The following is a 23,805-nucleotide window of genomic DNA, read 5'->3' on the forward strand; positions in this document are numbered from 1 at the left end:
CTCTTGCCGACTAACCTTCTTGCCGGTTCGCTGGCGCTCACGGGCAATTCATGCCAGCCCCAGCCAGTCGGCTCCGAGAGCGTCCGCCTCCCTTATTCATTTCTAATGTGTCCCAGAAGATAGCGGTTAGTTTAGGAGCCGCCGGTATAATCAAAGCGAAAGCCCTCTGCGCAGGTGCCGAAAATTCGGCAGTTAAGCCGCGCACCGGCGTCCTTATCCCCAACATGTAAGCGAGATACTTTCCGCATGTCTGAAACTCAGAACACCGCTTCACGGAGCGACCTTCGCAACGTGGCAATCGTGGCTCACGTTGACCACGGCAAGACCACCATCGTTGATGCGATGCTCAAGCAGACCAACGCCTTCTCCGCCCACGCCGACGTGGAAGACCGCGTCATGGACTCCGGTGACCTTGAAAAGGAAAAGGGCATCACCATTTTGGCTAAGAACACCACCGTGTTCTACTCCGGCCCCGCAGCCAAGGGCGAAGAAATCACCATCAACGTTATCGACACCCCCGGTCACGCTGACTTCGGTGGTGAGGTTGAGCGCGGCCTCTCTATGGTTGACGGCGTTGTGCTGCTGGTGGACGCCTCAGAAGGCCCCCTGCCCCAGACCCGTTTCGTGCTGCGTAAGGCCCTAGCTGCTAAGCTGCCCGTTATTCTGGTTGTTAACAAGGTTGACCGCCCCGATGCCCGTATTGACGAAGTTGTTGGCGAGTCCATGGACCTGCTTCTGGGTCTGGCTAGCGACCTGGCCGATGAGGTTCCCGACCTCGATATCGACGCCCTGCTGAACGTCCCCGTCGTCTACGCCTCCGGTAAGGCCGGCGCTGCTTCACTGAACCAGCCCGCCGACGGCGCCCTGCCCGATAACGACGACCTCGAACCCCTCTTTGAGACCATTCTGGAACACGTTCCTGCCCCCACCTACGACCCCAACGAGGTGCTGCAGGCTCACGTGACCAACCTCGACTCCTCACCCTTCCTGGGCCGTCTGGCCCTGTTGCGTATCTTCAACGGCACCCTGAAGAAGGGCCAGACCGTTGCCTGGGTACGTCAGGACGGCGAAACCAAGAACGTCCGTATTTCCGAACTGCTGGCTACCAAGGCCTTGGAACGCGTGCCCGCGGAATCTGCTGGCCCCGGTGAAATCGTCGCGGTTGCCGGTATCGAAGACATCACCATCGGTGAAACCCTCACCGACCCCGAGAACCCCAAGCCCCTGCCCTTGATTAAGGTCGACGACCCCGCGATCTCCGTTACCATCGGTATCAACACCTCACCGCTGGCCGGTAAGGTCAAGGGCGCCAAGGTCACCGCCCGCCAGGTGAAGGACCGTTTGGACAAGGAACTTATCGGTAACGTCTCCCTCAAGGTTCTGCCCACCGAGCGCCCCGACGCTTGGGAAGTTCAGGGCCGTGGCGAACTCGCCCTGGCAATCCTCGTTGAGCAGATGCGCCGCGAAGGCTTTGAACTGACCGTGGGCAAGCCCCAGGTCGTCACCAAGACCATCGACGGCAAGGTCCACGAGCCCATGGAGCACATGATTATCGATGTGCCCGAAGAATTCCTGGGCGCCGTCACCCAGCTCATGGCAGCTCGCAAGGGCCGCATGGAAAACATGGCCAACAACGGCACCGGCTGGGTCCGCATGGAATTCGCCGTGCCCGCCCGCGGCCTGATTGGCTTCCGCACTAAGTTCCTCACCGAGACCCGCGGTGCCGGTATTTCATCGTCCTACTCCACCGGCTACGAGCCCTGGGCAGGCGACATCGACTACCGCTCCAACGGCTCCATGATTTCTGACCGCGCCGGCGTCGTCACCCCCTACGCCATCATCGGCCTGCAGGAACGTGGCACCATCTTCGTCGAACCCACCTCAGAGGTCTACGAGGGCATGATCATCGGCGAGAACTCACGCGCCGACGACATGGAAGTGAATATCACCCGCGAAAAGAAGCTGACCAACATGCGCTCAGCTTCAGCAGATAACTTCGAAAACATGACTCCTCCCAAGAAGCTCACCCTCGAAGAGTCCCTGGAATGGGCCCGCGAGGACGAGTGCGTGGAAGTCACCCCCGAAGCGATCCGTATTCGCAAGGTTATCCTTGACTCCAACGAGCGTGTGCGCGAAGCACGCCGCCGCGCCCGCGCCTAAGGTTACAAAGGGATAGACGCTCTCAGGGCCGTGGTCCGTTCTCCTGAACAGGGGAGCGGGCCACGGCCCTACTGATAACCACAGGGATAAGAGCGAGATGACCAAAGCACATCGTTAAAACAGCAAACCCAGCTAGAGCTCAGTAAGTAAAGCTAAAATTGCTAGGAATCAAACAGCACCCAGCAGAAAACCGCCACCATGGAACTTGACGCCCAGCCCCACTACCCGGTTGCCGGTGAAGTCATCACCGACAGCGCCACTTTCAGCCTGATCCCTGAAGGGCTCAAGCCCAAGGACGCCACCGTCCTCTTCGTCCACGCCCACCCCGACGACGAAGCCTCATCCACCGGCGCCACCATTGGCGCCCTCACCGCCGCCGGTGTCACCGTCCACCTGCTCACCATGACCCGCGGCGAAATGGGTGAAGTGATCGACCCTGCCCTGCGCCACCTTGAAGCGACCCACCCCGCTAACACCGACCGGGGCCACGCCCTGGGCGAGTACCGTACCGGGGAACTCAAGGTCTCCCTCGAAGCCCTGGGTATACGCCACCACCTCTACCTGGGCGAAGGGGCCAGCTACCTGCCCGGCGAACGTACCAGCTACCGCGATTCCGGTATGACCTGGGGGTCGGACGGGCGCGCCATCGCCAACCCCGCCGCAGCTGACGACTGCCTCACCCGCCTGCCCCTCAAACCCCAGGCTGAGGCAATCGCCAGCGCTATCCGCGAGATCCGGCCGGACGTCGTCGTCACCTACGACGCGGACGGCGGCTACGGCCACCCCGACCACAAACGCACCCACGAAGCTACTCTGGCGGCCGTCCGATTCCTGGACGGAACCCCTTCAGCCCCCATCGCCCTCTGGGGTATCGAGGGCGACCCCAACCCGCAGGACACCCGCCAGCAGGCCGTTATCATGGGCAACCTGGACCGCAAACGTGAAGCTATGCGGGCCCACGCCACCCAAATCGTCATCACCAGCGATACCACCTTCGAGTACTCAAACGGGGTCTCTCAGCCTATTAACCCCACCGAAACCTACCGCCTGCTCTGGGGCACAGCCCAGTCGGGAACCCCAGCGGACGCTGCCCCCGAAGAGAGCGTCGAAGCTCCCGGCCCTATCAACTCGGCCATTACCGCCGTCGCGCTCGGCCTAATCGCGGGTTTTGCCGGAACCATGTACCACGCCCACATCTGGTACCCCACCAGCACCCTCTGGGTGCCCTGGGGAGCTGCCCTCGGCCTGCTCACGGTCTACTTCGCGGCGACCTGGGCAGCAATCCACACCGAAAAGAACTGGGCCGCAGCCGTCGTTGGGGCCACCGCCTTCGTGCTCATCGGCATCTTCGCCTTCACCAAAGGCACCTCAATGCTGGTCTACATCAACCCCATCAACCCCGTGGGAACAGCCGGAACCGTCTGGGCACTAGGCTCCCTGGTCGCCGCAACCTTCGGTATGGTGAGCGCTACCGGGTACCGCCGCAACAAAACTTAACCCGGCTCGACAAGCTATCTCATCCATCACAAAAATCTGCCCCAACACCGGTGACCAGATACACTAGAGCACAGTTAACCAACACACCACGCACCGGTGCGTCACCACCAGAAAGGCACCCATGACCTACATCATCGCCCAGCCCTGCGTCGACGTAAAAGACCGCGCCTGCGTCGAAGAATGCCCCGTCGACTGCATCTACGAAGGCGAGCGCTCCCTCTACATTCACCCCGACGAATGCGTCGACTGCGGTGCCTGCGAGCCCGTCTGCCCCGTAGAAGCTATCTACTACGAAGACGATGTACCCGAAGAATGGGAAGACTACACTGCAGCTAACGCCGACTTCTTCGACGACCTTGGCTCACCCGGCGGCGCAGCCCGCCTGGGCGTCATCGCTAAGGATGCCCCCATGATTGCGGCCCTGCCCCCGCAGAATCAGGGCTAAGCTTCTAAACGCGGTTCAAGGAGCGAGTATCTCGTGAGATACTCGCTCCTTTAGTTTTATGCGAAGGCTTACACTAGAAAACAAACATATTCACAAGAGAAAGCAGACCATGCGCGAATTTGGCCTCGACCTGCCCGACTACCCCTGGGACACCATGGCTCCCTACCGGGCCACCGCTGAAGCCCACCCCGAGGGGCTCATTAACCTTTCTATTGGAACCCCGGTTGACCCTACCCCCTCAGTTATCCGTGACGCCCTGGCCGGTGCCACCGACGCCCACGGCTACCCCACGACCCACGGTACCCTCACCCTGCGTCAGGCTATCGTTGACTGGTTTGAGCGTCGCCGTGGAGTGCCCGGTCTGACCACCGACCAGGTCATGCCCACCATCGGCTCTAAGGAGCTTGTTGCCTGGCTACCCTTCCTGCTAGGGCTGGGGGAGGGGGACGTGGTCGTCCGCCCCACCGTTGCCTACCCCACCTACGACATCGGTGCCCAGCTCGCTGGCGCAACCCCCGTGGCAGCTGACTCCCTGGATGAGCTCGATGAAGCGACCCGTGCCCGCGTCCGCCTGGTATGGATCAACTCGCCGGCCAACCCCACCGGCATTGTGCGTGATGTGGAGGAGCTGAAAAAGATAGTGGAGGACGCCCGTGCCCTGGGCGCCGTAGTTGCCTCCGACGAGTGCTACGCAGAACTGGGCTGGGGTGAGTGGGACGCTGCCCGCGGCGGGAAGCCGGTGCCCTCCGTTCTTGACCCCCGCGTCTGTGGCGAGAGCCAGGAGCTGGTGCTGGCCGCCTACTCTCTTTCTAAGCAGTCCAACTTTGCTGGCTACCGCGGGGCTTTTATCGCCGGTGATGCTGAGATCATGGCTAACCTGGTGAATTCCCGTAAACATGCCGGCATGATTGTGCCTGCTCCCGTGCAGGTTGCCATGACCGCAGCCCTCTCAGACGACGCCCACGTTGAGGCCCAGAAAGACCTTTACCGGGCCCGCCGCGAGACCCTGCTGCCGGCCCTGGAAGGCTTTGGCCTGACCGTCGAGCACTCCGAGGCCGGACTCTACCTGTGGGCTACAGCAGGTGAAGATACCTGGGTGACCGTGCAACGTTTTGCAGAAAAAGGCATCGTGATTGGCCCCGGTGTTTTCTACGGAACCGCAGGTGAGGGCTATGTACGCATTGCCCTGACGGGCTCAGATGACGACATTTCCCGTGCCGCTGCCCGTCTAACAGAGTAAAGAAAACCTGTTAATGTCAAATAAGCTCAGCTAAAGAACGTAATGTAGCTTCTGAACCCACACCAATGTGACCCCGCACATCATTCTGCTGTAATGTAGACCATAGATGACGTGCGTACGTGCACGGTGCGGCCTCCCGCCACCCCGCGAAAGCCGCACCGTCCTTTTTTAGAATCCCACTTCATCACACAGCACGTACGTTGCCTCGTATGACAGGAGGAACACAATGACTGAGAACAAAGCGCTGCTGAGCTATGACGGCAAAGAACTGCCCCTGCCCGCAGTAGAAGCAACCGAAGGTAACGGTGCCTTCGAAGTTGCGGGCATGCTCAAAGAAACCGGCAAGGTAGCCTACGACCCGGGCTTCATGAATACCGCAAACGCCAAGTCAGCTATCACCTACATTGACGGTGACGCCGGCATTCTGCGCTACCGCGGCTACCCCATCGAAGAGTTGGCAGAAAAATCCAGCTTCATCGAAACCGCCTACCTGCTCATCTACGGGGAACTACCCACCCCCACCCAGCTCGAAGACTTCGACCAGATGATTCGCCGCCACACCATGGTGCACGAAGACTTCAAATTCTTCTTCCGCGGCTTTCCCCGCGATGCCCACCCCATGGCCGTCCTCGCATCCAGCGTCTCAGCCATGTCGACCTTCTACTCTGACTCCCTTGACCCCTTCGACCCCCGTCAGGTAGAAATCTCAACCTACCGCTTGCTCTCCAAGGTGCCCACTCTGGCAGCCTACGCCTACAAGAAGTCTAAGGGCGAGCCCTCCATCTACCCCAAGAACGAGCTCAACTACACCGAGAACTTCCTGCGTATGTGCTTCGGCTTCCCCACCGAAGAGTACGAGGTCAACCCCCTGCACGCCAAGGCCCTTGACCTGCTGCTGCTCCTGCACGCAGACCACGAGCAGAACTGCTCCACCTCCACCGTGCGCCTGGTCGGCTCCTCAAACGCCAACATGTTCGCCTCCGTCTCAGCCGGTATCAACGCCCTCTACGGCCCCCTGCACGGCGGCGCCAACGAGGCAGTGCTCAAGATGCTCAACCAGATCCAGAAGGACGGCATCAGCCCCGAAGACTTCATGGAAAAGGTCAAGAACAAGGAGGACGGCGTCCGCCTCATGGGCTTCGGCCACCGTGTCTACAAGAACTACGACCCCCGCGCTCGTATCGTCAAGAAGACCGCAGACGAAATCCTCGAATCCATTGGCGGCAACAACGAACTACTCGATATCGCCAAGCGTCTCGAAGAGAAGGCCCTCAACGACGACTACTTCATTGAACGTAAGCTTTACCCCAACGTAGACTTCTACACCGGCCTTATCTACAAGGCCATGGGCTTCCCCGAGCACATGTTCACCGTCCTCTTCGCCCTGGGCCGCCTCCCCGGCTGGATCGCCCAGTGGACCGAAGGTATCCAGGACCCCGACCGCAAGATCGGCCGCCCCCGCCAGGTCTACATCGGCGAAACCGAACGCCACTACCCCGAGCGTTAACCTGCCAGGCAGCACATCACTAAGCCCCGGCATCCGCACCTTCCAGGAGGTAAGGACGCCGGGGCTTGGTTTTAGGGGCTACCCGCTACACTTCGTAGCCCTGGGGATTATTCTTCTGCCAGTTCCAGTGGTCGCGCACCATGGTGTCGATGTCGCGAGTAGCAGACCACCCCAGATCTGCCAGGGCAGCAGCCGGGTCAGCATAGGAGACGGCCACATCGCCGGGGCGGCGGTCCACAATCTTGTAGGGCAGCTCCTTACCCGCAGCCTTCTCAAAAGCGTGCAGAACCTCAAGAACCGAGTAGCCGTTGCCGGTACCTAGGTTCCAGGTGTGCAGGCCGCCGTGGGTGGTGACGTAATCCAGGGCCTTGAGGTGGCCGTCCGCCAGGTCAACGACGTGGATGTAGTCGCGAACGCCGGTGCCGTCGACGGTGGGGTAGTCGTTGCCGAAAACGTTGAGGTATTCGCGGCGACCCACCGCGACCTGGGCGATAAAGGGGACCAGGTTATTGGGGATGCCGGCCGGGTCTTCACCGATACGGCCGGACTCGTGGGCACCTACCGGGTTGAAGTAACGCAGCAGGGCAACATTCCACTTAGAATCTGAGGCTGCCAGGTCAATGAGCATATCCTCGATGTGCTCCTTGGTGCGGCCGTAGCAGGACTGGGCGTCCATATTCAGCTTCTCGGTTAGCGGCATAGACTCGGGCTCACCGTAGACAGTAGCCGAGGATGAGAAGACGATGGAGTGGCAGCCTGCCTCTTCCATAGCGTAGAGCAGGTTGAGGGTACCAGCGACGTTGGTCTGGTAGTACCAGAGGGGCTTCTCAGCAGACTCGCCTACAGCCTTAAGGCCGGCGAAGTGAATCACGGCATCGGGCTTGACCAGGTTGAAAAGCTGCTTCATCTCGGGTAGATCCAGCAAATCGACCTTGCGGAACTCCACAGTCTTGCCGGTGAGTTCTTCAACGCGGGCCAGGGACTCCATGGAGGAGTTTGAGAGGTTGTCCATAACGGTTACCTCGTGGCCTGCCTTGAGCAGTTCGAGTACGGTGTGGGAGCCGATGTAGCCGGCGCCGCCGGTAACGAGAATCTTCACGTTTTCCCCTAGTAGACGATTGGTGTTTTCTCTAGCTTACCTGCACTCAGCCCCGCCAGCCGGTAGAAGCGGTGGCGGGGCTGAGCATATATCAAAGTGGGCGTTAGACGCGGATGCTTCCCCTAGCTGTTCTTGCGGCGGGCGGCGAAGAAGACGGTAGCGCCTAGACCCAGCAGGAGGGCAGCACCTGCGAGGAAGGGCAGGGCAGTAGCGCCGGTGCGGGCTAGCGCGCCGCTCTTTCCAGTTTCACGGTCCCCTGCCACAGCACTCTGGCTGGCGTCAGCGGAGGCCGATGAAGCTGGGCTTTCGCTGGGAGCCGGTGCGGGGGCGTCCGCACTGGCGCTTGCAGTCGGCTCTTGGGTGGGGGCTACCGTGGGCTCAGCCGAAGGAGCAGCGGTGGGGCTGGCGCTGGGAGCCGGAGCCGGGGTCTCCTCGGGTGCCTGCTCGGTGGGCAGGGAACTGGTGCCGACCGTCCAGTTCTTCACGAAGAAGGTGGTCGGGTCGATGGTCTTGTTGGTGATAGCCCAGTCAATCATGAGGTCGCGTACGGCCTTCTGCTCCTCGTAGACGATAGGAGCTGCGGTGACGTGCGGGTAGCCTGAGCCGCCTGACCAGCGGTAGTTGTTCAGAGCCAGGATGACCTTCTGATCATCGGCGAGGGGAGTGCCGTCGGGCAGGGTGAGGCCCTCGATGCGCTCGCCGACAGGCTTGGAGATGTTGATGTGGTAGTTCACGCCCGAGAGCACGTCATAGGAGTAGTCGGGAATACCGCGGGTGGCACCCTCGTAGAGGGCGTTAGTGGCGGTGGACCAGTCGGTGATTTCAGCGCCGGGCTCCTGCTGCTTGTAGTAGCGGGCTGACCATTCAAGGTAGTCCTTGAGCTGGGCGCCGGTGAGTTCAACAGCGTAGAGGGTGTTGTCGTAGATATAGAGGCTTGCCATATCGGCGATGGTGACATCGCCCTGCTTGAAGACGGCGGTGCGGGAGAACGGGGAGGCCTCAGCAATGACGGGCAGGCCCTCGTACTGGGTTCCGACCAGGGCCCGGGTGACTTCTTTGGTCTGCACCATGTTGATGAAGTCCAAAACAGCGGTGTCTTCCCAGGCGCTGGTGGCGGCGGGCATTTCAGCGCTTGCCTGGGCAACGACGGTCTGCACCCACTCGGTAGTCTTTGAGTGGTAGGGCTCGATAGCGGCGAGGACGGACGCATCGGCGGCGTAATCACCGGCGTTGAGGGCAACGGCGGTGGGCTTTTCGTCCTCGGTCCACTTGACCTCGATATCACCATCTGCTTCCTTGACCAGGGGTAGGGTGACTTCGGAGAGGAAACGGGCCCAATAGCCGGGCTGGGTGTAGAGCACCGGCTCACCGTTCTTGTTGGTGAAGTATTCCTGAACCTTGTTGGTGACGTGGGAGTGGCCGCCCACAACCACATCAACATCGGTGGACTGTTCAGCAACAGACTTAGCGACATTTTCGGTCAGGTCAGCCGGATTGTAGGTGTAGCCCTCGGCGTCCAGACCGGTGTGGGCGAGGACGACGACCACGTCGGCCCCTGCCGCTTTAACCTTGGGTGCCCACTCGGCGACGGTAGCGGCGGCGTCCTTAAACTCCAGCTTGCCCTCGACGGTAGCCTTATCCCACACGCGAACGCCGGGGGTTACCACGCCGATCACGGCTACCTGAATCTTCTCGCCGCCCACGGTCTTTTCAATCATGGTGTAGGGCTCGTAGGCGGGAGCGCCGGTTGCGGTGTCGATGACGTTAGCACCCAGCAGGGGCATAGTCAGATTCTGGGTGTACTGGGCGGCTGCATCGGGGCCATAGTTGAACTCATGGTTGCCCACTACACCGGCGTCATAGCCGAGCAGGTTAAAGACCGAGGCCATGGGGTCAACGCTGGTGGCGGTGCGGTTGTTCTGGTAGTAGGTCTGTAAGGGGCTGCCCTGGTTGGCGTCCCCGTTATCAAGTACCAGGGTGGACTCTGCACCCTTTGCTGCCCGGGTCTGGGCGATAGCGGTTGCCAGGTGCTCCATACCCAGAGCCTTAGCACCTTCGCCATAGGTGGCGCCGGTGAAGTAGTCGTAGTTGAGGGCGCGGCCGTGAACGTCGGTTGAGGCCAACACGGTCAAATCACCCAGGTCAGTAGTACCATCTGCTGCAAAAGCTGCGGGAACGAGAACGCTGGAAGAAACCAGGCCAAGACCTGCCAGCAGAGAAAGAGAACGCTTCATGAATAGCTTTCTGATGTGTTGTGAGTGTGTTCTCCCATTGTAAAGACTCGCCCTACCGGTCAGCCGTTAGGGCGGGTCTTGAACAGATTAATCTTCAGTAAATATCGTCAGGCGAAACGAGCATAAGCCCGTCTCACGAAATAATTACTTACTTTTTAGTTAGCGTGCAGCTCTGAGTTCAGTTCCACGGTGTTGTTGGCGCGGGGCAGAACTTCGATAGCGCCAGTCATGGAGTTGCGGCGGAAGAGCAGGTTATTCAGGCCTGAGAGTTCTAGGGCCTTGACGACCTTGGGCTCAGCGCCGGGGTTGAGGACGGTCACGCGGGAGCCAGCGGTGACGTACAGGCCAGCTTCAACCACGCAGTCATCGCCCAGGGCAATACCGATGCCGGCTTCAGCGCCGAGCAGGGAGCGCTCGCCGATGGAGACTCGCTGGGTGCCGCCACCGGAGAGGGTGCCCATGGTGGAAGCGCCGCCGCCGATGTCGGTGCCGTTGCCAATGACAACGCCCTGGGAGATTCGACCTTCGACCATGGACTCGCCGAGGGTACCGGCGTTGAAGTTGACGAAGCCTTCGTGCATGACGGTGGTGCCTGTGGCCAGGTGGGCACCCAGGCGCACACGGTCGGCATCGCCGATACGAACACCGGCGGGCACGACGTAGTCAATCATGCGGGGGAACTTGTCAACGTGGGTGACGACCAGGGCGCCGCGGCGGCGCAGCTTCAGCGAGACAGTGTTGAATTCGCTGGCCAGGACGGGGCCGAAGTTGGTCCAGGCGACGTTAGCCAGCTTGCCGAAGAGACCGTCGAGGTTGATGGTGTTGGGGGCAACCAGGGTATGGGAGAGCAGGTGCAGGCGCAGGTAGGCGTCCGCGGCGTTGGTGGGGGCCTCATCGAGGTTGATGGTGACGTTGACCAGCTCACGCACGACGTTACGGTCTTCGTCGGCTTCGACCAGGGCTTCGAGGTCGGCTGCTACTGAGTCATCGGGGGTGTCGGTGAGGGCGGGGGCGGGGTACCAGACATCGAGTACGGTGCCTTCGTTCTCGCCGGAGGCGACGACGGTGGCCAGACCCAGGCCGGATGCTACACGGGTATTGTTTTCAGTCATGCCTACCAGTCTACGGAATCAGGCGGGTGCGGGGTGCTATCTGCTTGTATGGTGGAACCATGACCAAGAACCCTACCCTCACCCAGGCCGCCGAGTTCGCCCACCTTGGCCCCGGCGTCCTGAACCTAACCCAGCCCGTTGAAGATCTCACTGCTGATTTGCTCAATATCTATTCCGTTTCTGGCGCCGAGGTGCGCCTGGCGGACGCCGTGCAGGCGGCCCTTGAGGGGATCGGTGGCTTAGAGATAACCCGCGACGGCGACGCTATCATCGCCCGCACTAACTTGGGGCGAGATACCCGCGTTGTGCTGGCCGGTCACCTGGATACGGTGCCCCTGCCCCGTACCGAGGGGTCCCTGGGGACTGTTCCTGCTACCTGGGTTGAGGAAGCGGGGGAGCGGGTTCTCTACGGCCGCGGCGCCGTGGATATGAAGGGCGGGGTTGCCGTGCAGCTAGCCCTAGCCGCCCACCTGAAGGAACCCCGCTACGACATTACCTATGTCTTCTACGACAACGAAGAGGTCGCCTCAGAGCTCTCAGGGCTTGCCCGCCTGATGCGCAACCACCGGGAGAAGCTGACCGACGCGGCCTTTGCCGTCCTGCTAGAACCAACCGACGGCACCATTGAGGGTGGCTGCAACGGCACCATCCGCTTCTGGATTCGTACTGCCGGTATCGCAGCCCACTCGGGTCGGGCCTGGAAGGGCGTCAACGCTATCCATAAGATGGCGGACGTGCTGGGGCGTCTTGCCGCCTACCAGCCTGCCACCTATGAGGTTGAGGGCTTGGCCTACCGCGAGGGGCTCAATGCCGTGCAGATTTCAGGCGGGGTTGCTGGGAACGTGATTCCCGATGACACGGGCGTGCACATCAACTACCGTTTTGCCCCCAATAAGACCCTGGATGAAGCCGTCGCGCATCTGCACGAGGTCTTCGAGGGCTACGAGCTGGATTTCGTGGATCTTTCATCAGCGGCCCGCCCCGGCCTGGACGCTCCGCTGTCTAGGTCTCTGATTGAGTCGGTCGGGCAGGCCCCCAAGCCTAAGTACGGGTGGACGGACGTCGCCCGCTTCAGTGAGATTGGCATTCCCGCCGTAAACTTTGGGCCCGGCGACGCCCTGCTGGCCCACACTGATAACGAGCATGTGAAAGCCTCCGAGGTGCACGCCTGCTATACGGCGCTGGAAAGCTGGCTGACGGCGTCCTAACCCTGCCAGCCTGTGCAGACTTCTTGGGCTGTGTGCAGAGAAAAACCTGCTCACAGCCTAAGAACCCTGCACAGCCCCATCGTGTGATGGGGCCCCTTGGCCTGTAACCGGAGCGCAAAGCGTGGACGCTAGTGCTTGGGAATCTTGAACATCAGCTCGGTCTTGGGGCGGGCTTCGTCCACTTCACCGGGCACACCGTCGGCGTGCTTGATCTCTACGTCGGAGCGGGAGCTCATGTACTTAGCCAGCCACTCGGCGAAGAGGGTTAGGGCGAAGTTGATGACCACGAAGATGGGGGGGGGCTGCCAGCAGGATCATCTGCAAGATATTGCCTTCACCGGAGCCGAAGCGGCGGGCGGCTGCCAGCAGCTCGGGGTAGGAGATGATGTAGCCCAGAGCGGTGTCCTTGAGAATAACCACGAAGTGCGAGATCAGGGAGGGCATCATGGCGGTCAAGGCATGGGGCACCAGAATCAGGGTCAGTACCTTCCAGGGGGCGGGCAGGATGTAGTTGGTCCAGAGGTTACCAGAGAAGAGGGAAGTCCACTTATCGGCTTCCAGCTGGCCCTGGCGGTGCATCACCATCATGACGTAGGCAAAGCCTGCCGCCAAGAGCAGAAGAGCCACGATGTTGAAGATGCGGGTGTGGGCACGGGCGAAATACGCATAAGTGCCGGGAGGGAGCCGAGGACGAATGATCCGAATAGCTGCCCAGAAGGTCAGTTGGACGTTGGTCCAGAAGGCGCCGATGACGTCGTAGGTGTAGTTAGTGGCACCTACGTTCTTTTCGATGGCTTCTTCCCAGGCGCCGGTTTCGACCATCTTGTTGATGGCTGCGTTGAGGGCGACGACGCAGTCTGAGCAGGAGTTCTGCTGCACCAGCTGGACCTCGGATGAGTACTTGCCTATACCGCGTACCTTGCGGGGGCCTAAGGTGACGTTTTCGAGGATGGTCTTGTGGGCGAAGAGGTTGAAGGACTGGAAGACCATACCGACTTCTGCGCGTAGGTTGGAGAGTTCCTTACCTTCTTCGGGCAGTTTTTTGCCGTCGATGGTGATGTTGCCATCGGTGATGGTTTCAAGACGGTTGATGGTGCGGCAGAGGGTTGACTTGCCGGAGCCCGAAGGGCCGAGAAGGACGACAACCTCGCCTTTGCCGATGGAAAGGTTGATGTCCTTGAGGACGTGGTTCTCACCGTAGTGCTTGTTGACGTGGGTGAGCTGAACCAGTGCGTCAGTAGTCACTGGGCTTCCTCTCTTGTGGTGGATTCAGTGCGTGCGCCGGTAGCATTGAGGTGCTGTGGCACAAACCAAATGGTGTATGTGCCTTACCTCACCCCCCTTTAAGGTGAACAACTTGTTACACGGGGTGTCGTGTTTTTGCAGTCATATTTGTTGGGTTTTGTTGAGTGGCGCTGGGCGAAAGGGCTTGGCTCCTGCGGGAGGACGGTATGAATTATCTACTGGTTGCGGTGACTTTTGTGGTGCTGGCGGCGGTGATGGCCGGGTGTGCGGTACTGGGTACTGACCGGTTGATCCCGGGGCAGAAGGCTATCGACGCGGTAAGCAAGGACGGTGTAGCGCTGGTTCCTGCCGCTGAGCCGCCCTTGATTCTTTCGGACCGCCCGGGTGCGGACGAGCTGGGGCAGGTTCGTTTTGCTATCTCGGCCCTGGGTTATAACCGTGATGAGGTTGATGGGGTGCTTGCTAAGGTGGTTGCCGAGAACGGCCGCCTGCGGGCAGAACTTAAGGCCCTGCGCGGTGCCCGGGGTCAGGACGCCGCTACCGACCTTGGTGGGGAGGGTTAGGGGAGTGGGGCGTCCGTCCGCACCACAGCACAGCGGGGTGCTTGACCGCACCGCTGCGACCCTGAGCGTGAGCGCCAGCCGGGGCCTACTGTTCTTCACGAGCCTGCCCATCGCTCTGCGGGTAGCCCTGGTCTATACCGCAAGCCGGCTCTGGGGCTGGTTTATTTTCTCAACCGTGGGCCTGCACCAGACCTTTAGCCCCTGGAAAAATACCTCAATGGGCTACCTGGAATTTGTCACTATTTGGGACGCTGATTGGTACGCCAAGATAGCCGCCGGCGGCTACCCTGCGGTTCTCCCCGTGGACGCCAACGGTCACGTTGCCCAAAATGAGTGGGCTTTTTACCCCCTCTACCCCCTGATCAGCGGTGCCATTGCGAGCGTGACCGGGCTGAGCTATCAGACGGTTGCCCCTACTGTCTCCTTGCTGTTTGGCTTTGGGGCGGCCTGGTTTATCTACCGACTTTTTGAAGCCAGCCTACAGGTGCGCGGGGCAGTGACCAGGGGCGCTACTGCCCACCGGGGCACTGAGCTAGAGACAACCGCCCTGTGGGCAACCGCGGCGGTGAGTTTCTGCACCGTTGCACCGATTCTGCAAACCGGCTATGCCGAGGCAACTGGCCTCTTCTTCCTGGCCTGGGCCCTCTACTGGCTGGTGCAGCAACGCTATGTGCTTCTGCTTCTTCCGACCCTTGGGGCGGCCCTGTCCCGCCCTGTAGGGGTGCCCCTGGGGGCCTTGGTTGGCATCTGGTGGTTCGTCTGCTGGGTTCAACAGGCCCGCGCTGAGAACCTGCTGAGCGCCTTGAAAGTAACCGCCCCGCAACTTGCCTCTGCCCTGGCCGTGTGTGCTTTCGCCTTTATCCACCCGGCTATCGCCTGGGCGTCCACCGGGCGTATCGACGCCTACACCGCTACCGAGGCCGCGTGGAGAGCTGGCGGGGAGCATGTGCTGCCCTTTGTGCCCTGGTACACCCAGAGCCAGCTGTATCTGGGGCAGGGGAGAGGCCCCCTCGTCCTTATTCTGCTACTGGGCGCCTACCTGCTGGCCCTGCTGGCTCCCGTGACCCGGAGGGTACTCCACCCGGCGCTCATCACCTGGTGCGCTGTCTACGCGGTGTATATGCTGGCCTTCTTCAACCCGCAGTCCTCCACCTTCCGCCTGCTGCTGCCCCTCTTCCCGCTTCTGCTGCCCCTTGTTGCCCTATCTGCTTCGCGGGCCTACCGCTGGCTGCTGATTCTCAGCGGAGCAACCCTGCAGTTTGGCTGGGTCGGCTGGCTCTGGCACTGGAAGCAGCTACCCGGCGGCGGCGACTACCCGCCCTAAACCTGTAAGTTTCCACCCAAAAACGCCAGAAGTGAGCCACTAAGCACTATGATTAAAAGAAGGTGAGACCGGCAACAGAAGCCGAGAACCCGCAGACCAACCCTCGTTGAAGGAGAACCAAGATGGCAGCTCAGAAACCACGCACCGGCGACGGCCCCCTCGAAATCGTGCGCGAAGGGCGCAGCATCGTCATGCGCATTCCCGTTGAAGGTGGCGGCCGCCTGGTTCTTGATATCACCGAAGAAGAAGTTGAAGCGATTCGCAAGTGCGTTGAAAACGTCTAGGCTTCGGCTCTAAGCCCGGCCCCTGCTTCGAACCACACAGGTTTGGGCGGGGGCTTTAGCGTTTGTAGACCAGGTAGAGACCCTTACCCGCGTGCACGAGCGAGACAAAAACATCTGCGGTGCAGGCCGCTACCTCGTGTAAGACAGAGCGAACCGAAACGGTAACGGCATCGCGGGCCGTGGGCTTAGCAACAGCGCCACCCACCAGGGGATCGTGCAGGATGAGGAGCCCACCGGGTTCTAGGAGGGCCAGCGTATCGTAGACCAGCTGTTCAGCTAGCTGGCTACCGGCATCTATAAAGGCCAAATCGTAGGAGGCCGCCGAGAGGCGGGGGAGTACCTCGGCAGCATCACCGGTGATGACGCGCACCCGGTGGCTCTTATCGAGACCGGCAGCTGCCAGCAGAGTGCGGGTTGCTTGGCAGCGGGTGGCATCGATATCGATGGCTGTGAGCGCGGCACCGGGGGCCAGACCTGTGAGCAGGGCAGCCGTAGCGACCCCGGCCCCGCAACCGATTTCTACAGCGTGTTGGGCCTTGGTAGCGGCAGCGAGCACCGTGAGCAGGGAGGCAATCGACGGGGCGACGGGGGCGGCGTCCAACCGTTCGGCCCCAGCCCGGGCAGAAGCTACCGCCGGAGTCTCCAGCGGGAACTCTTCAGCATAAACCCAGCTTCGAGCCTGTTCCTGAGTATTCACCTAGTACTTCACCTTCACATGAGTGCGCGTGGGAATGATTCTGGAAACATCTTAATCAACCCCGCTCGTTTTATAGGCGAACACTCGGGCTGAGCTGGTAATCTCTTTGTGTGTTAGGAATTAGCGGCCTCGAATTTATCGTTCTAGCGATCCTGGTGTTTGTTGTCATCGGGCCAGAACGTATGCCCGAATATGCCCAGCAGCTCAAAGACTTTATCAAGTGGGTTCGCCGTATGGCCTTTGAGGCTAAGGACGACCTCAAAGAAACTCTCGGCCCCGACCTGGGCGATATTAACTGGCGCCAGTACGATCCCCGCCAGTACGACCCTCGCGTGATTGTGCGCGAGGCTTTTGCCGAGGACGACGAAGAGCGCCGCAAGGAACTTGAAGAAAAGGCGGCGGCTGCACCGGCTCCCTCTGTGAGTGTGCGCTTGCCCCGCGGCGCCTGGGCCCCCTTCGATACCGAGGCCACCTAAACTCTTTCTCTCCCCGCCTAGGAACCAAGGGGACCTGATTTTCAAAAAAGGACCGCATATGATGCGGTCCTTTTGAAGTTTTGCGGTCCCCTTGGGCCGGGCTAGACGGTAAAGGGCAGGGGGGCTCCCGCTAGCCCGCGCGGACGGTGGGTCAGAGCCCTGGCAGCCTTCACCAGTTCCTGGGCAGCGACGGTTTCGGGTGCGCCCCAGACGATCGGGGTGCCGGTGTCCCCACCCTCACGCAGGGCAAGCTCCAAGGGCACCGACCCCAGCAGGGGTACCTCATAGCCCAGGGCCTTGCCGAGGGAATCGGTGAGGACGGCCCCGCCCCCCTCTCCGAAGAGGGGCAGGGCGGTGCCGTCCGGCAACTGCATGGCAGCCATGTTCTCCAGGACCCCGATGACCCTCTGCTCGGTTTGCAGACTGAGGGTACCAGCCCGCTGGGCCACGTCCACAGCAGCCAGCTGCGGGGTTGAGACCAGCAGAATCTCGGCATGGGGCAGCAGCTGGGCCATTGAAATCGCGATATCGCCGGTGCCCGGGGGCAGGTCGAGGAAGAGTACATCCAGGTGACCGAAGTGCACGTCGGTGAGGAACTGCTCCAGGGCCCGGTGCAGCATGGGGCCGCGCCAGGCGACCGGCTGGTCGGGCTTCACGAACATACCGATAGAGATGACCTTGATGACACCGCCACCTGAAGGGGCCTCAACCACCGGCGGAATAATCATGTCGTCCATGCGGGTAAGGCCAGAGGTAATGCCCAGCAGCCCGGGAATCGAGAACCCGTGCACATCGGCGTCAATAATGCCAACGCTCAAACCCATGGAGGCGCAGGCCGCAGCCAGATTAGCGGTCGCAGAGGACTTACCCACCCCGCCCTTACCCGAAGCCACCGCAAAAATACGGGTCAGGGAGCCGGGGGCAGCAAAAGGGTTCTGCTTGGTATGGCCAAGACGCTGGCGCAGGGTCGCGCGCTGATCCGGGCTCATATAACCAATCTCAAGCTGCACCTCGCTCACCTGCTTCAGGGCAGAGACCGCAGCGCGGACGTCCGACTCAATCGTTGAACGCAGGGGGCAGCCCTCAATAGTCAGGAGCACCCTGATACTGGCAACTGAGCCGGTCAACTCGGCCCGGTCCACCATGCCCAGCTCGGTGATGGGCTGGCGGAGTTCAGGGTCAATAACGGTTGCAAGAGCTGCAAGCAGCTCCTCGTTCAGATGTGATGTGTGCATGGGGTAAATCGCCTACTCAAAGGAGCGGTCGATATCCTTAACTTTCTTTTTCTTGCGCATCTTGGGGTGGTCGTCGCTCAGCACGTCAAAGGCGCTGGTCACAGGCTGGGCCGCACGGGGGTCAAAGGGCTTCGTAGCCTCGGGCTCTTCACGCTTATTAGCCTTAGTTGCTAGGGCTTCCGCCCGGGTAAACAGTTCCTCCTGGCGCCGCTGCACCTCAGCGAGCTCGTCCATAATGTCGCGCATCTCGCCGCGCACGAAGTCACGGGTGGCGACCTCTCGCAGGGTAATACGTAGGGAGGCAATCTCGCGGGTCAGATACTCGGTCTCCTCCAGGTTGCGCTGGTCGCGCTGCCTGTCTTGTCGGGCAACCACACGGTCACGGTCGTCCTGCCGGTTCTGCGCCAGCAGCAGTAGGGGCGCAGCATAAGAGGCCTGCAAAGATAGCATCAGGGTCAGCAGGGTAAAGTTCAGGGCCCGGGGGTCAAACTGAAGCTCCTCAGGTGCCAGAGTATTCCAGCCCAGCCAGAGGGCACAGAAAATCGTCATCCACAGCAAAAACTGCGGGGTACCCATAAAACGCGCAATTTTTTCGGTCATTTGACCGAAAGCATCGGGGTTGGGGCTTAGCTGAAAGAGGGGGCGGCGCTTTTTCTGCTGCGGGGTCCCTAGCGTCTGCGCTGAATCGTTGCGTTCGCGTGCATCACTCAAAGCGGCGGCCTACCTTTCGAATTGGGGTTCCATCGTCATAGGTGCGCCAGTCATCGGGCAGCATTTCATCGAGCACGTCATCCACCGTGACCGCTCCAACCAGGCGGTCGTGGTCGTTGACCACCGGGATGATGGTGAGGTCGTAGGTTGCCAGCACACGGGTGACTTCTTCAATGCTGGCAGCATCGGTGACCGGCTCAATGGAGGTATCGATAATGTTGCCCACCTGCTCGCTGGGTGAGTGCCGGAGCAGGCGCTGCATGTGCACAATGCCCAGGTACTTGCCGGTAGGAGTTTCAAGGGGCGGGCGGGTGATCATAACCGCCGCTGCCATGGCCGGGGAAATTTCTTCCTGGCGGATATGGGCCAGGGCTTCAGCCACGGTGGCTTCGGGGGAGAGGACGATGGGCACCGGGTTCATGAGCGAACCGGCAGTTCCTTCCTCGTATTCGAGTAGGCGGCGGACGTCGTCCGAATCCTCGGGATCCATCAGGGTCAGTAGCTCTTCGCGCTGGGTATCTGACAGCTCACCCAGAAGGTCGGCGGCGTCGTCCGGCTCCATCTCTTCCAGAACGTTAACGGCTCGCTCCACCTCTAGGTGGGAGAGAATCTGCACCTGGTCTTCTTCGGGCAGTTCCTGGAGCACGTCTGCTAGGCGCTCGTCTTGGAGCTCCTGGGCTACTTCCACCATGCGCTTATCGGGCATCTCGTGAATAGCGTCTGCCAGGTCAGCGGGGTTGGAGTCCTCGTGGCTGGCCACAAAAGCTGTTGCAGCCTGGGGCTCAAAATCGGTGGAGAGAATAACCTCATCCCAGTCCACAATCAGGGTTTCCTTGCGGCGACGCATCAGGCTAGCGTGGCCGCGGGAGATAAAGAGCTCAGAGATAAACCAGTCGCCGTTGCGGCGCTGCTCCATGGCAACGTCCTCAATCTGAGCCCGACCCGATCCGTCGCGTAACTGCACCTTGCGGTCAAAGAGCTCGCCCACTACCAGAGCCTCAGAGCCGTGCTGCTCAAAGCGGCGCAGGTTTACCAGGCCGGTCAGAATCACCTGGGTGGAGTCAATACTGGTCACGCGAGTCATGGGCACGAAGATGCGCTTCTTGCCCAAAATCTCGATGACGATACCCACCACAACGGGCTCCTTGAGCTTGGCCAAAGACCCCACCGTATTGAACTGGGTAAAGCCGCTTTTGAGCACCACCACATCGCGCAGACGGCCCAGGCGGTCGCCGTGGGGGTCAAAAACATCAAGGCCCAGAAGACGGGCGATAAAAATCTTGTTCGGTACGCTACTCACAGTTATCAAGGGTACTCGCCTCAGCCCAGAGCTGCCACCGGTTGCCAGCACAATGAGAATCACCCTGCTTAGTTCACCTGTGGCGATACCCCGGCGTGCTCCCCGCAAACTCAGTGCACTTTGCGAAAAAATGGGAGCATGGATCAACTTAAAGCACCTCCCGCCCTGGCCATGGCAGATGGCACCCACCTACCTCCCGGTGAGCTGGTAGCCACCTTCACCGACCGTAAAGAGGTCAACAAGGCTATCGAGTTTCTGGCCAGCCAGAAGTTCCCCGTACACTCCCTGTACCTGGTAGGGCACGATGTGCAGCAGGTTGATTATGTGACCGGTCAGGCCACCTACCCTCGGGCGGCCCTCAGCGGCGTCTTCCAAGGCCTGAGCCTCGGCGCTCTGGTCGCCCTCTTCAACGCCGTAATCACCCAGACCTCAATTCTGGCTAACTTCTTGAGCATCGTGCCCCTGGCTATTGCCTTCTGCATGATTTACGCAATTATCGTTGCTTCCCGCACCAAGGGCCGCGGTATCCGTACCCGTACCCAGATGCTACCCCAGCGATTTGATCTGATGGCTATCCCCGCCACCGCCCAGGCAGCCCGCCATCTGCTACGCGTCACCGTGCAGCCTAACGGCGATGCCCACAGCGGTGTGCACGGTTCCGGCGCTCACCCCTTCGCTCAGAATGGTCAGACTTCCAGCCCTTACGTTCACCCCGGTATGAGCCAGGCTAACCCCCAGGGTTACGCGGCCCAGCAGCCCCAGGCTCCCCAGCAGCAGGCTCCCAATGGGCAGCAGGCACCGGGGAGCAAGCAAGTCCAGGGCAGCCAGCAGGCACCTCAGTGGTTTGACCCTTCAGCCCCTGCACCCCAGCAGGAGCAGAAGCCCGAACCCTTCCTCCCCGGCTTCAACCCCGCCGAGCAGAAGCAGGACCAGGCGCCGGCAGCCGAGCAGCGTCCGTCCGCTCCAGTCTTTACCCCTCCCGCTGAAACCAACCGCGACGGCTCCAAGGCCGCCGGTAAGTTCGGTCTGCGCGTGGAGTCCCCCGAAGAATTTGAGCAGATGATCCGTAAGGCCCCCGAGCCCCCTGCCACCAACGAGCGTATCGAAGCGATCCGCGCAGAAAAGGGGGAGCAGCGCTACGGCCTGCGCGTGGAAACCCCCGAAGAATTTGAGGCAACCATCCGTAAGGCCCCCGAAACGGCAGAGGCCGAGCAGACACCGCAGAAGGACGGTCAATGACACCCGACCAGAAACTCGCCACCCGTTTTGAAGAACTCATCGGCTACATCGGCGAGAACAACCAGCACCTGATTATCGAATTCCTCACCGGCGACTTTCAGCTCACCCTACCCAACGGTACGGTAAAAACCGCCCAGGAATGGATTGACGATCTCGACGAAGACCTCTTCGACCTCGACGAGGCAACCCTTGAAGATATCGCCACCACCGCAGGGGAAGAAACCGGCTCAGCTACCGCCCAGGTACAGCTGGTAGGAACTGCCTACGAACAGGACGTCACCGGCCCCCACCGCTTCGAGGCTACCTTCATCTGGACCTTCTCAGACTGGTTCATCAAGTCTTTGAAAATCACCCAGGTCTAAGCGGCAAAACCTGATGAAAACCCGCCCGCTCTGAAAGAGAGCAGGCGGGGTTTCGTTATGCAGTTGAGAGGCTAGTTCATCAGGGGTTACGCAGGCTCGCGCTCGCTGCCGACCCTCTCGCTGGTTCGCTAACGCTCACAAGCGATTCACGCCAGCCCCGAGCCAGCAGCTTCGCTGCGAGCCTGCTTCACCGACTCCTCTGAACAAGCCCCATAGCACCTTACTTAGCGGGAGTTCTCTGCCATCCAGGCTTCGATACCCTCAACGGTGCGGGGCAGGGCCGCAGAGAGGTTCTCGTTGCCGTCCTTGGTGATGAGCACATCGTCTTCAATACGGATGCCGATGCCGCGCAGTTCCTCGGGGATAGCGAGGTCCTCTTCCTTGAAGTAGAGACCGGGCTCGATGGTGAAGACCATGCCGGGCTCGATGATGCCCTCCATGTAGAGTTCGTTCTTGGCCTGGGCGCAGTCATGCACGTCGAGGCCCAGGTGGTGGCTGGTGCCGTGGGGCATCCAGCGGCGGTGCTGGCCGCCCTCAGCCGACAGGGAAACCTCGGCAGAGACAGGCAGTAGGCCCCACTCGTGTAGGCGGGTCGCTAAAACCTGCATGGCAGCGTCGTGAACCTCGTGGAACTTCTTACCCGGCACTGCAACCTTAAAGGCAGCATCTGCTGCTTCGAGCACGATGTTGTAGGCCTTAGCCTGAACCTCGGAGAACTTGCCGTTGACCGGGAAGGTGCGGGTGACATCCGCGGTGTAGAGGGTGTCGTCCTCAACGCCGGCGTCGAGCAGCAGCAGCTTACCCTCATCGACGGTGCCGTTATTGCGGATCCAATGCAGGATTGTGGCGTTGTTGCCGCAGGCTGCGATGGTGTCGTAGCCTAGGTCGTTACCCTCAACACGGGCCTTAGCGAAGAAGGCAGTCTCTACCACGCGCTCACCGCGGCGGTGGGCCACAGCTGCGGGCAGGGCCTTGACGACCTCAGCAAAACCCTCGATGGTCAAATCAACCGAGCGGCGCAGGTTCTCCACCTCGATGGCGTCCTTGACCAGACGGGCCTCAGACAGGGCCTCGGTCAGGGCAGCGTCGAGCTTATCTGACTCTTCTAAGTCAACAGAGGTGTTGTAGCGGGAGGTATCGACCAGGGCATCGACATTCAGGTCAACATTGCGTACCAGGCGGATGCGCACGCCGCCCAGAGCCTCGGGTCCGGCGTTCTTGGTGATAGCTACCTCAAGCTCGCCCAGGTCCTTGGTGCGCAGACCGTACTCGGCACCCAGTGATTCGAGGGTGGGGCGGGGGCCAATCCAGAACTCCCCGTAGCGGGGGTCGCGGTAGAACATCTCGGTATCACGGCCTGCCAGGGGTCGGAAGTAGAGGGTGACCTCGTGGTTCGATCCGTTATCGCCCTGGCCCTCTTCGACGGGCTCAAAGACGAGCACGGCGTCGGGCTCGTGATCCAGGCCCAGACCTGTCTGGTGGGCAAAGGCCGAGTGAGGGCGGAAACGGTAGTCGGTATCGTTTGAACGCACCTTGAGGGGGCCAGCAGGCAGAACCAGGCGCTCTCCGGGGAAGAGCGCAGAAATCTTGGAGCGGCGCTCAGCAGCAAAGTCGGCTACACGGGCACGAGCCGGGAGCTCGTCGGACGCCGGTGCCCAGTTCGCTGCCATAAAGTCAGTGAAAGCGCTGGACTTGGGGGCAGCAGAGCGGTTGGTGACGCGCTCTTCGATGGGCTGGTCGTCGCCCGGGGTGGGGGTGTTATCGCTAGTAGTCATGCCTACCAGTCTAGTGAGCCGGGTAACGGCGCGTCTAGCTGAAGATAGTGGCACCGATACTTAAGGGCGGCTAACGGTTGCCGCCTGTTACG

General features: G+C 61.0%; 21 protein-coding genes and 1 pseudogene. 12 read left to right on the plus strand and 10 right to left on the minus strand.

Going from position 1 to position 23,805, the window contains the following annotated elements:
* Positions 1 to 246 precede the first annotated feature (246 nt).
* The 5 genes from typA (at position 247) to QM007_RS03550 (ending at position 6,849) form a co-directional block, all read left to right on the plus strand.
* Positions 247 to 2,160: a translational GTPase TypA gene (gene typA, locus QM007_RS03530; RefSeq protein ID WP_185174363.1), complete on the plus strand. Its 1,914-nt coding sequence runs from the start codon at positions 247 to 249 to the stop codon at positions 2,158 to 2,160.
* Between the two features lie 198 nt (positions 2,161 to 2,358).
* Entirely contained in the window at positions 2,359 to 3,657 is a 1,299-nt protein-coding gene (locus tag QM007_RS03535) for a PIG-L family deacetylase (protein WP_283490575.1), read from the plus strand.
* Between the two features lie 121 nt (positions 3,658 to 3,778).
* A complete protein-coding gene (gene fdxA, locus QM007_RS03540; protein ID WP_283490576.1) occupies positions 3,779 to 4,102 on the plus strand; it encodes a ferredoxin in 324 nt (107 codons plus the stop codon).
* Between the two features lie 109 nt (positions 4,103 to 4,211).
* Positions 4,212 to 5,342: a succinyldiaminopimelate transaminase gene (gene dapC / locus QM007_RS03545; protein ID WP_283490577.1), complete on the plus strand. Its 1,131-nt coding sequence runs from the start codon at positions 4,212 to 4,214 to the stop codon at positions 5,340 to 5,342.
* A 226-nt stretch (positions 5,343 to 5,568) separates the two neighbouring features.
* On the plus strand, positions 5,569 to 6,849 hold the full coding sequence (locus QM007_RS03550; protein ID WP_283490578.1) for a citrate synthase: 1,281 nt from the start codon (positions 5,569 to 5,571) through the stop codon (positions 6,847 to 6,849).
* An 85-nt stretch (positions 6,850 to 6,934) separates the two neighbouring features.
* Here the strand turns inward: QM007_RS03550 and galE are convergent, their stop codons facing one another.
* The 3 genes from galE to dapD form a co-directional block, all read right to left on the minus strand.
* Positions 6,935 to 7,948 carry a UDP-glucose 4-epimerase GalE gene (gene galE, locus QM007_RS03555; protein WP_283490579.1) on the minus strand — a complete coding sequence of 338 codons (1,014 nt, stop codon included), beginning with the start codon at positions 7,946 to 7,948 and terminating at the stop codon, positions 6,935 to 6,937.
* A 122-nt stretch (positions 7,949 to 8,070) separates the two neighbouring features.
* Positions 8,071 to 10,182: a 5'-nucleotidase C-terminal domain-containing protein gene (locus QM007_RS03560; protein WP_283490580.1), complete on the minus strand. Its 2,112-nt coding sequence runs from the start codon at positions 10,180 to 10,182 to the stop codon at positions 8,071 to 8,073.
* Positions 10,183 to 10,337: 155 nt separating this feature from the next.
* Positions 10,338 to 11,303 (minus strand): 2,3,4,5-tetrahydropyridine-2,6-dicarboxylate N-succinyltransferase, encoded by a 966-nt coding sequence (dapD, locus tag QM007_RS03565; protein WP_283490994.1) that lies wholly within the window; start codon positions 11,301 to 11,303, stop codon positions 10,338 to 10,340.
* Positions 11,304 to 11,353: 50 nt separating this feature from the next.
* Between dapD and dapE the strand changes: the two genes are divergently transcribed.
* A complete protein-coding gene (gene dapE, locus QM007_RS03570; protein WP_283490581.1) occupies positions 11,354 to 12,502 on the plus strand; it encodes a succinyl-diaminopimelate desuccinylase in 1,149 nt (382 codons plus the stop codon).
* A 128-nt stretch (positions 12,503 to 12,630) separates the two neighbouring features.
* Here the strand turns inward: dapE and QM007_RS03575 are convergent, their stop codons facing one another.
* Both QM007_RS03575 and QM007_RS03580 read right to left on the minus strand, forming a co-directional pair.
* Positions 12,631 to 12,789: a hypothetical protein gene (locus tag QM007_RS03575; protein WP_283490582.1), complete on the minus strand. Its 159-nt coding sequence runs from the start codon at positions 12,787 to 12,789 to the stop codon at positions 12,631 to 12,633.
* Between the two features lie 586 nt (positions 12,790 to 13,375).
* Positions 13,376 to 13,747 (minus strand): annotated as a pseudogene (locus QM007_RS03580) (ATP-binding cassette domain-containing protein); the annotation flags it as partial.
* Between the two features lie 206 nt (positions 13,748 to 13,953).
* On the opposite strand from QM007_RS03580, the gene QM007_RS03585 reads away from it, so the two are divergent.
* The 3 genes from QM007_RS03585 to QM007_RS03595 all read left to right on the plus strand — a co-directional run bounded on the left by QM007_RS03585 (position 13,954) and on the right by QM007_RS03595 (position 15,918).
* Entirely contained in the window at positions 13,954 to 14,310 is a 357-nt protein-coding gene (locus QM007_RS03585; RefSeq protein ID WP_283490583.1) for a hypothetical protein, read from the plus strand.
* A gap of 37 nt (positions 14,311 to 14,347) precedes the next feature.
* Entirely contained in the window at positions 14,348 to 15,634 is a 1,287-nt protein-coding gene (locus QM007_RS03590) for a putative hexosyltransferase (RefSeq protein WP_283490584.1), read from the plus strand.
* Positions 15,635 to 15,756: 122 nt separating this feature from the next.
* Entirely contained in the window at positions 15,757 to 15,918 is a 162-nt protein-coding gene (locus tag QM007_RS03595) for a DUF3117 domain-containing protein (RefSeq protein ID WP_135013726.1), read from the plus strand.
* Positions 15,919 to 15,973: 55 nt separating this feature from the next.
* Here the strand turns inward: QM007_RS03595 and QM007_RS03600 are convergent, their stop codons facing one another.
* Entirely contained in the window at positions 15,974 to 16,615 is a 642-nt protein-coding gene (locus tag QM007_RS03600; RefSeq protein ID WP_283490585.1) for an O-methyltransferase, read from the minus strand.
* A gap of 110 nt (positions 16,616 to 16,725) precedes the next feature.
* Between QM007_RS03600 and QM007_RS03605 the strand changes: the two genes are divergently transcribed.
* On the plus strand, positions 16,726 to 17,091 hold the full coding sequence (locus tag QM007_RS03605) for a twin-arginine translocase TatA/TatE family subunit (RefSeq protein ID WP_283490586.1): 366 nt from the start codon (positions 16,726 to 16,728) through the stop codon (positions 17,089 to 17,091).
* A gap of 101 nt (positions 17,092 to 17,192) precedes the next feature.
* On the opposite strand, the gene QM007_RS03610 is transcribed toward QM007_RS03605, so the two are convergent.
* The 3 genes from QM007_RS03610 to QM007_RS03620 are packed head-to-tail and all read right to left on the minus strand — an operon-like array spanning position 17,193 to position 20,337.
* Positions 17,193 to 18,326 carry a P-loop NTPase gene (locus QM007_RS03610; RefSeq protein ID WP_283490587.1) on the minus strand — a complete coding sequence of 378 codons (1,134 nt, stop codon included), beginning with the start codon at positions 18,324 to 18,326 and terminating at the stop codon, positions 17,193 to 17,195.
* Positions 18,327 to 18,338: 12 nt separating this feature from the next.
* Positions 18,339 to 19,037 (minus strand): DUF1003 domain-containing protein, encoded by a 699-nt coding sequence (locus QM007_RS03615; RefSeq protein ID WP_283490588.1) that lies wholly within the window; start codon positions 19,035 to 19,037, stop codon positions 18,339 to 18,341.
* Positions 19,030 to 20,337 (minus strand): magnesium transporter MgtE N-terminal domain-containing protein, encoded by a 1,308-nt coding sequence (locus QM007_RS03620; protein WP_283490589.1) that lies wholly within the window; start codon positions 20,335 to 20,337, stop codon positions 19,030 to 19,032. The genes QM007_RS03615 and QM007_RS03620 overlap by 8 nt, the downstream gene beginning before the upstream one ends.
* 138 nt (positions 20,338 to 20,475) lie before the next feature.
* On the opposite strand from QM007_RS03620, the gene QM007_RS03625 reads away from it, so the two are divergent.
* Complete coding sequence (locus QM007_RS03625; protein WP_283490590.1) at positions 20,476 to 21,576, plus strand: YflT domain-containing protein; 1,101 nt, start codon at positions 20,476 to 20,478, stop codon at positions 21,574 to 21,576.
* Positions 21,573 to 21,938 (plus strand): hypothetical protein, encoded by a 366-nt coding sequence (locus QM007_RS03630; protein WP_283490591.1) that lies wholly within the window; start codon positions 21,573 to 21,575, stop codon positions 21,936 to 21,938. The genes QM007_RS03625 and QM007_RS03630 overlap by 4 nt, the downstream gene beginning before the upstream one ends.
* 224 nt (positions 21,939 to 22,162) lie before the next feature.
* Here QM007_RS03630 and QM007_RS03635 read toward each other — a convergent pair whose 3' ends face one another.
* On the minus strand, positions 22,163 to 23,713 hold the full coding sequence (locus QM007_RS03635) for an aminopeptidase P family protein (protein ID WP_283490592.1): 1,551 nt from the start codon (positions 23,711 to 23,713) through the stop codon (positions 22,163 to 22,165).
* Positions 23,714 to 23,805 lie beyond the last annotated feature (92 nt).

It is taken from the genome of Rothia sp. SD9660Na (assembly GCF_030064065.1).
GTDB lineage: Bacteria > Actinomycetota > Actinomycetes > Actinomycetales > Micrococcaceae > Rothia.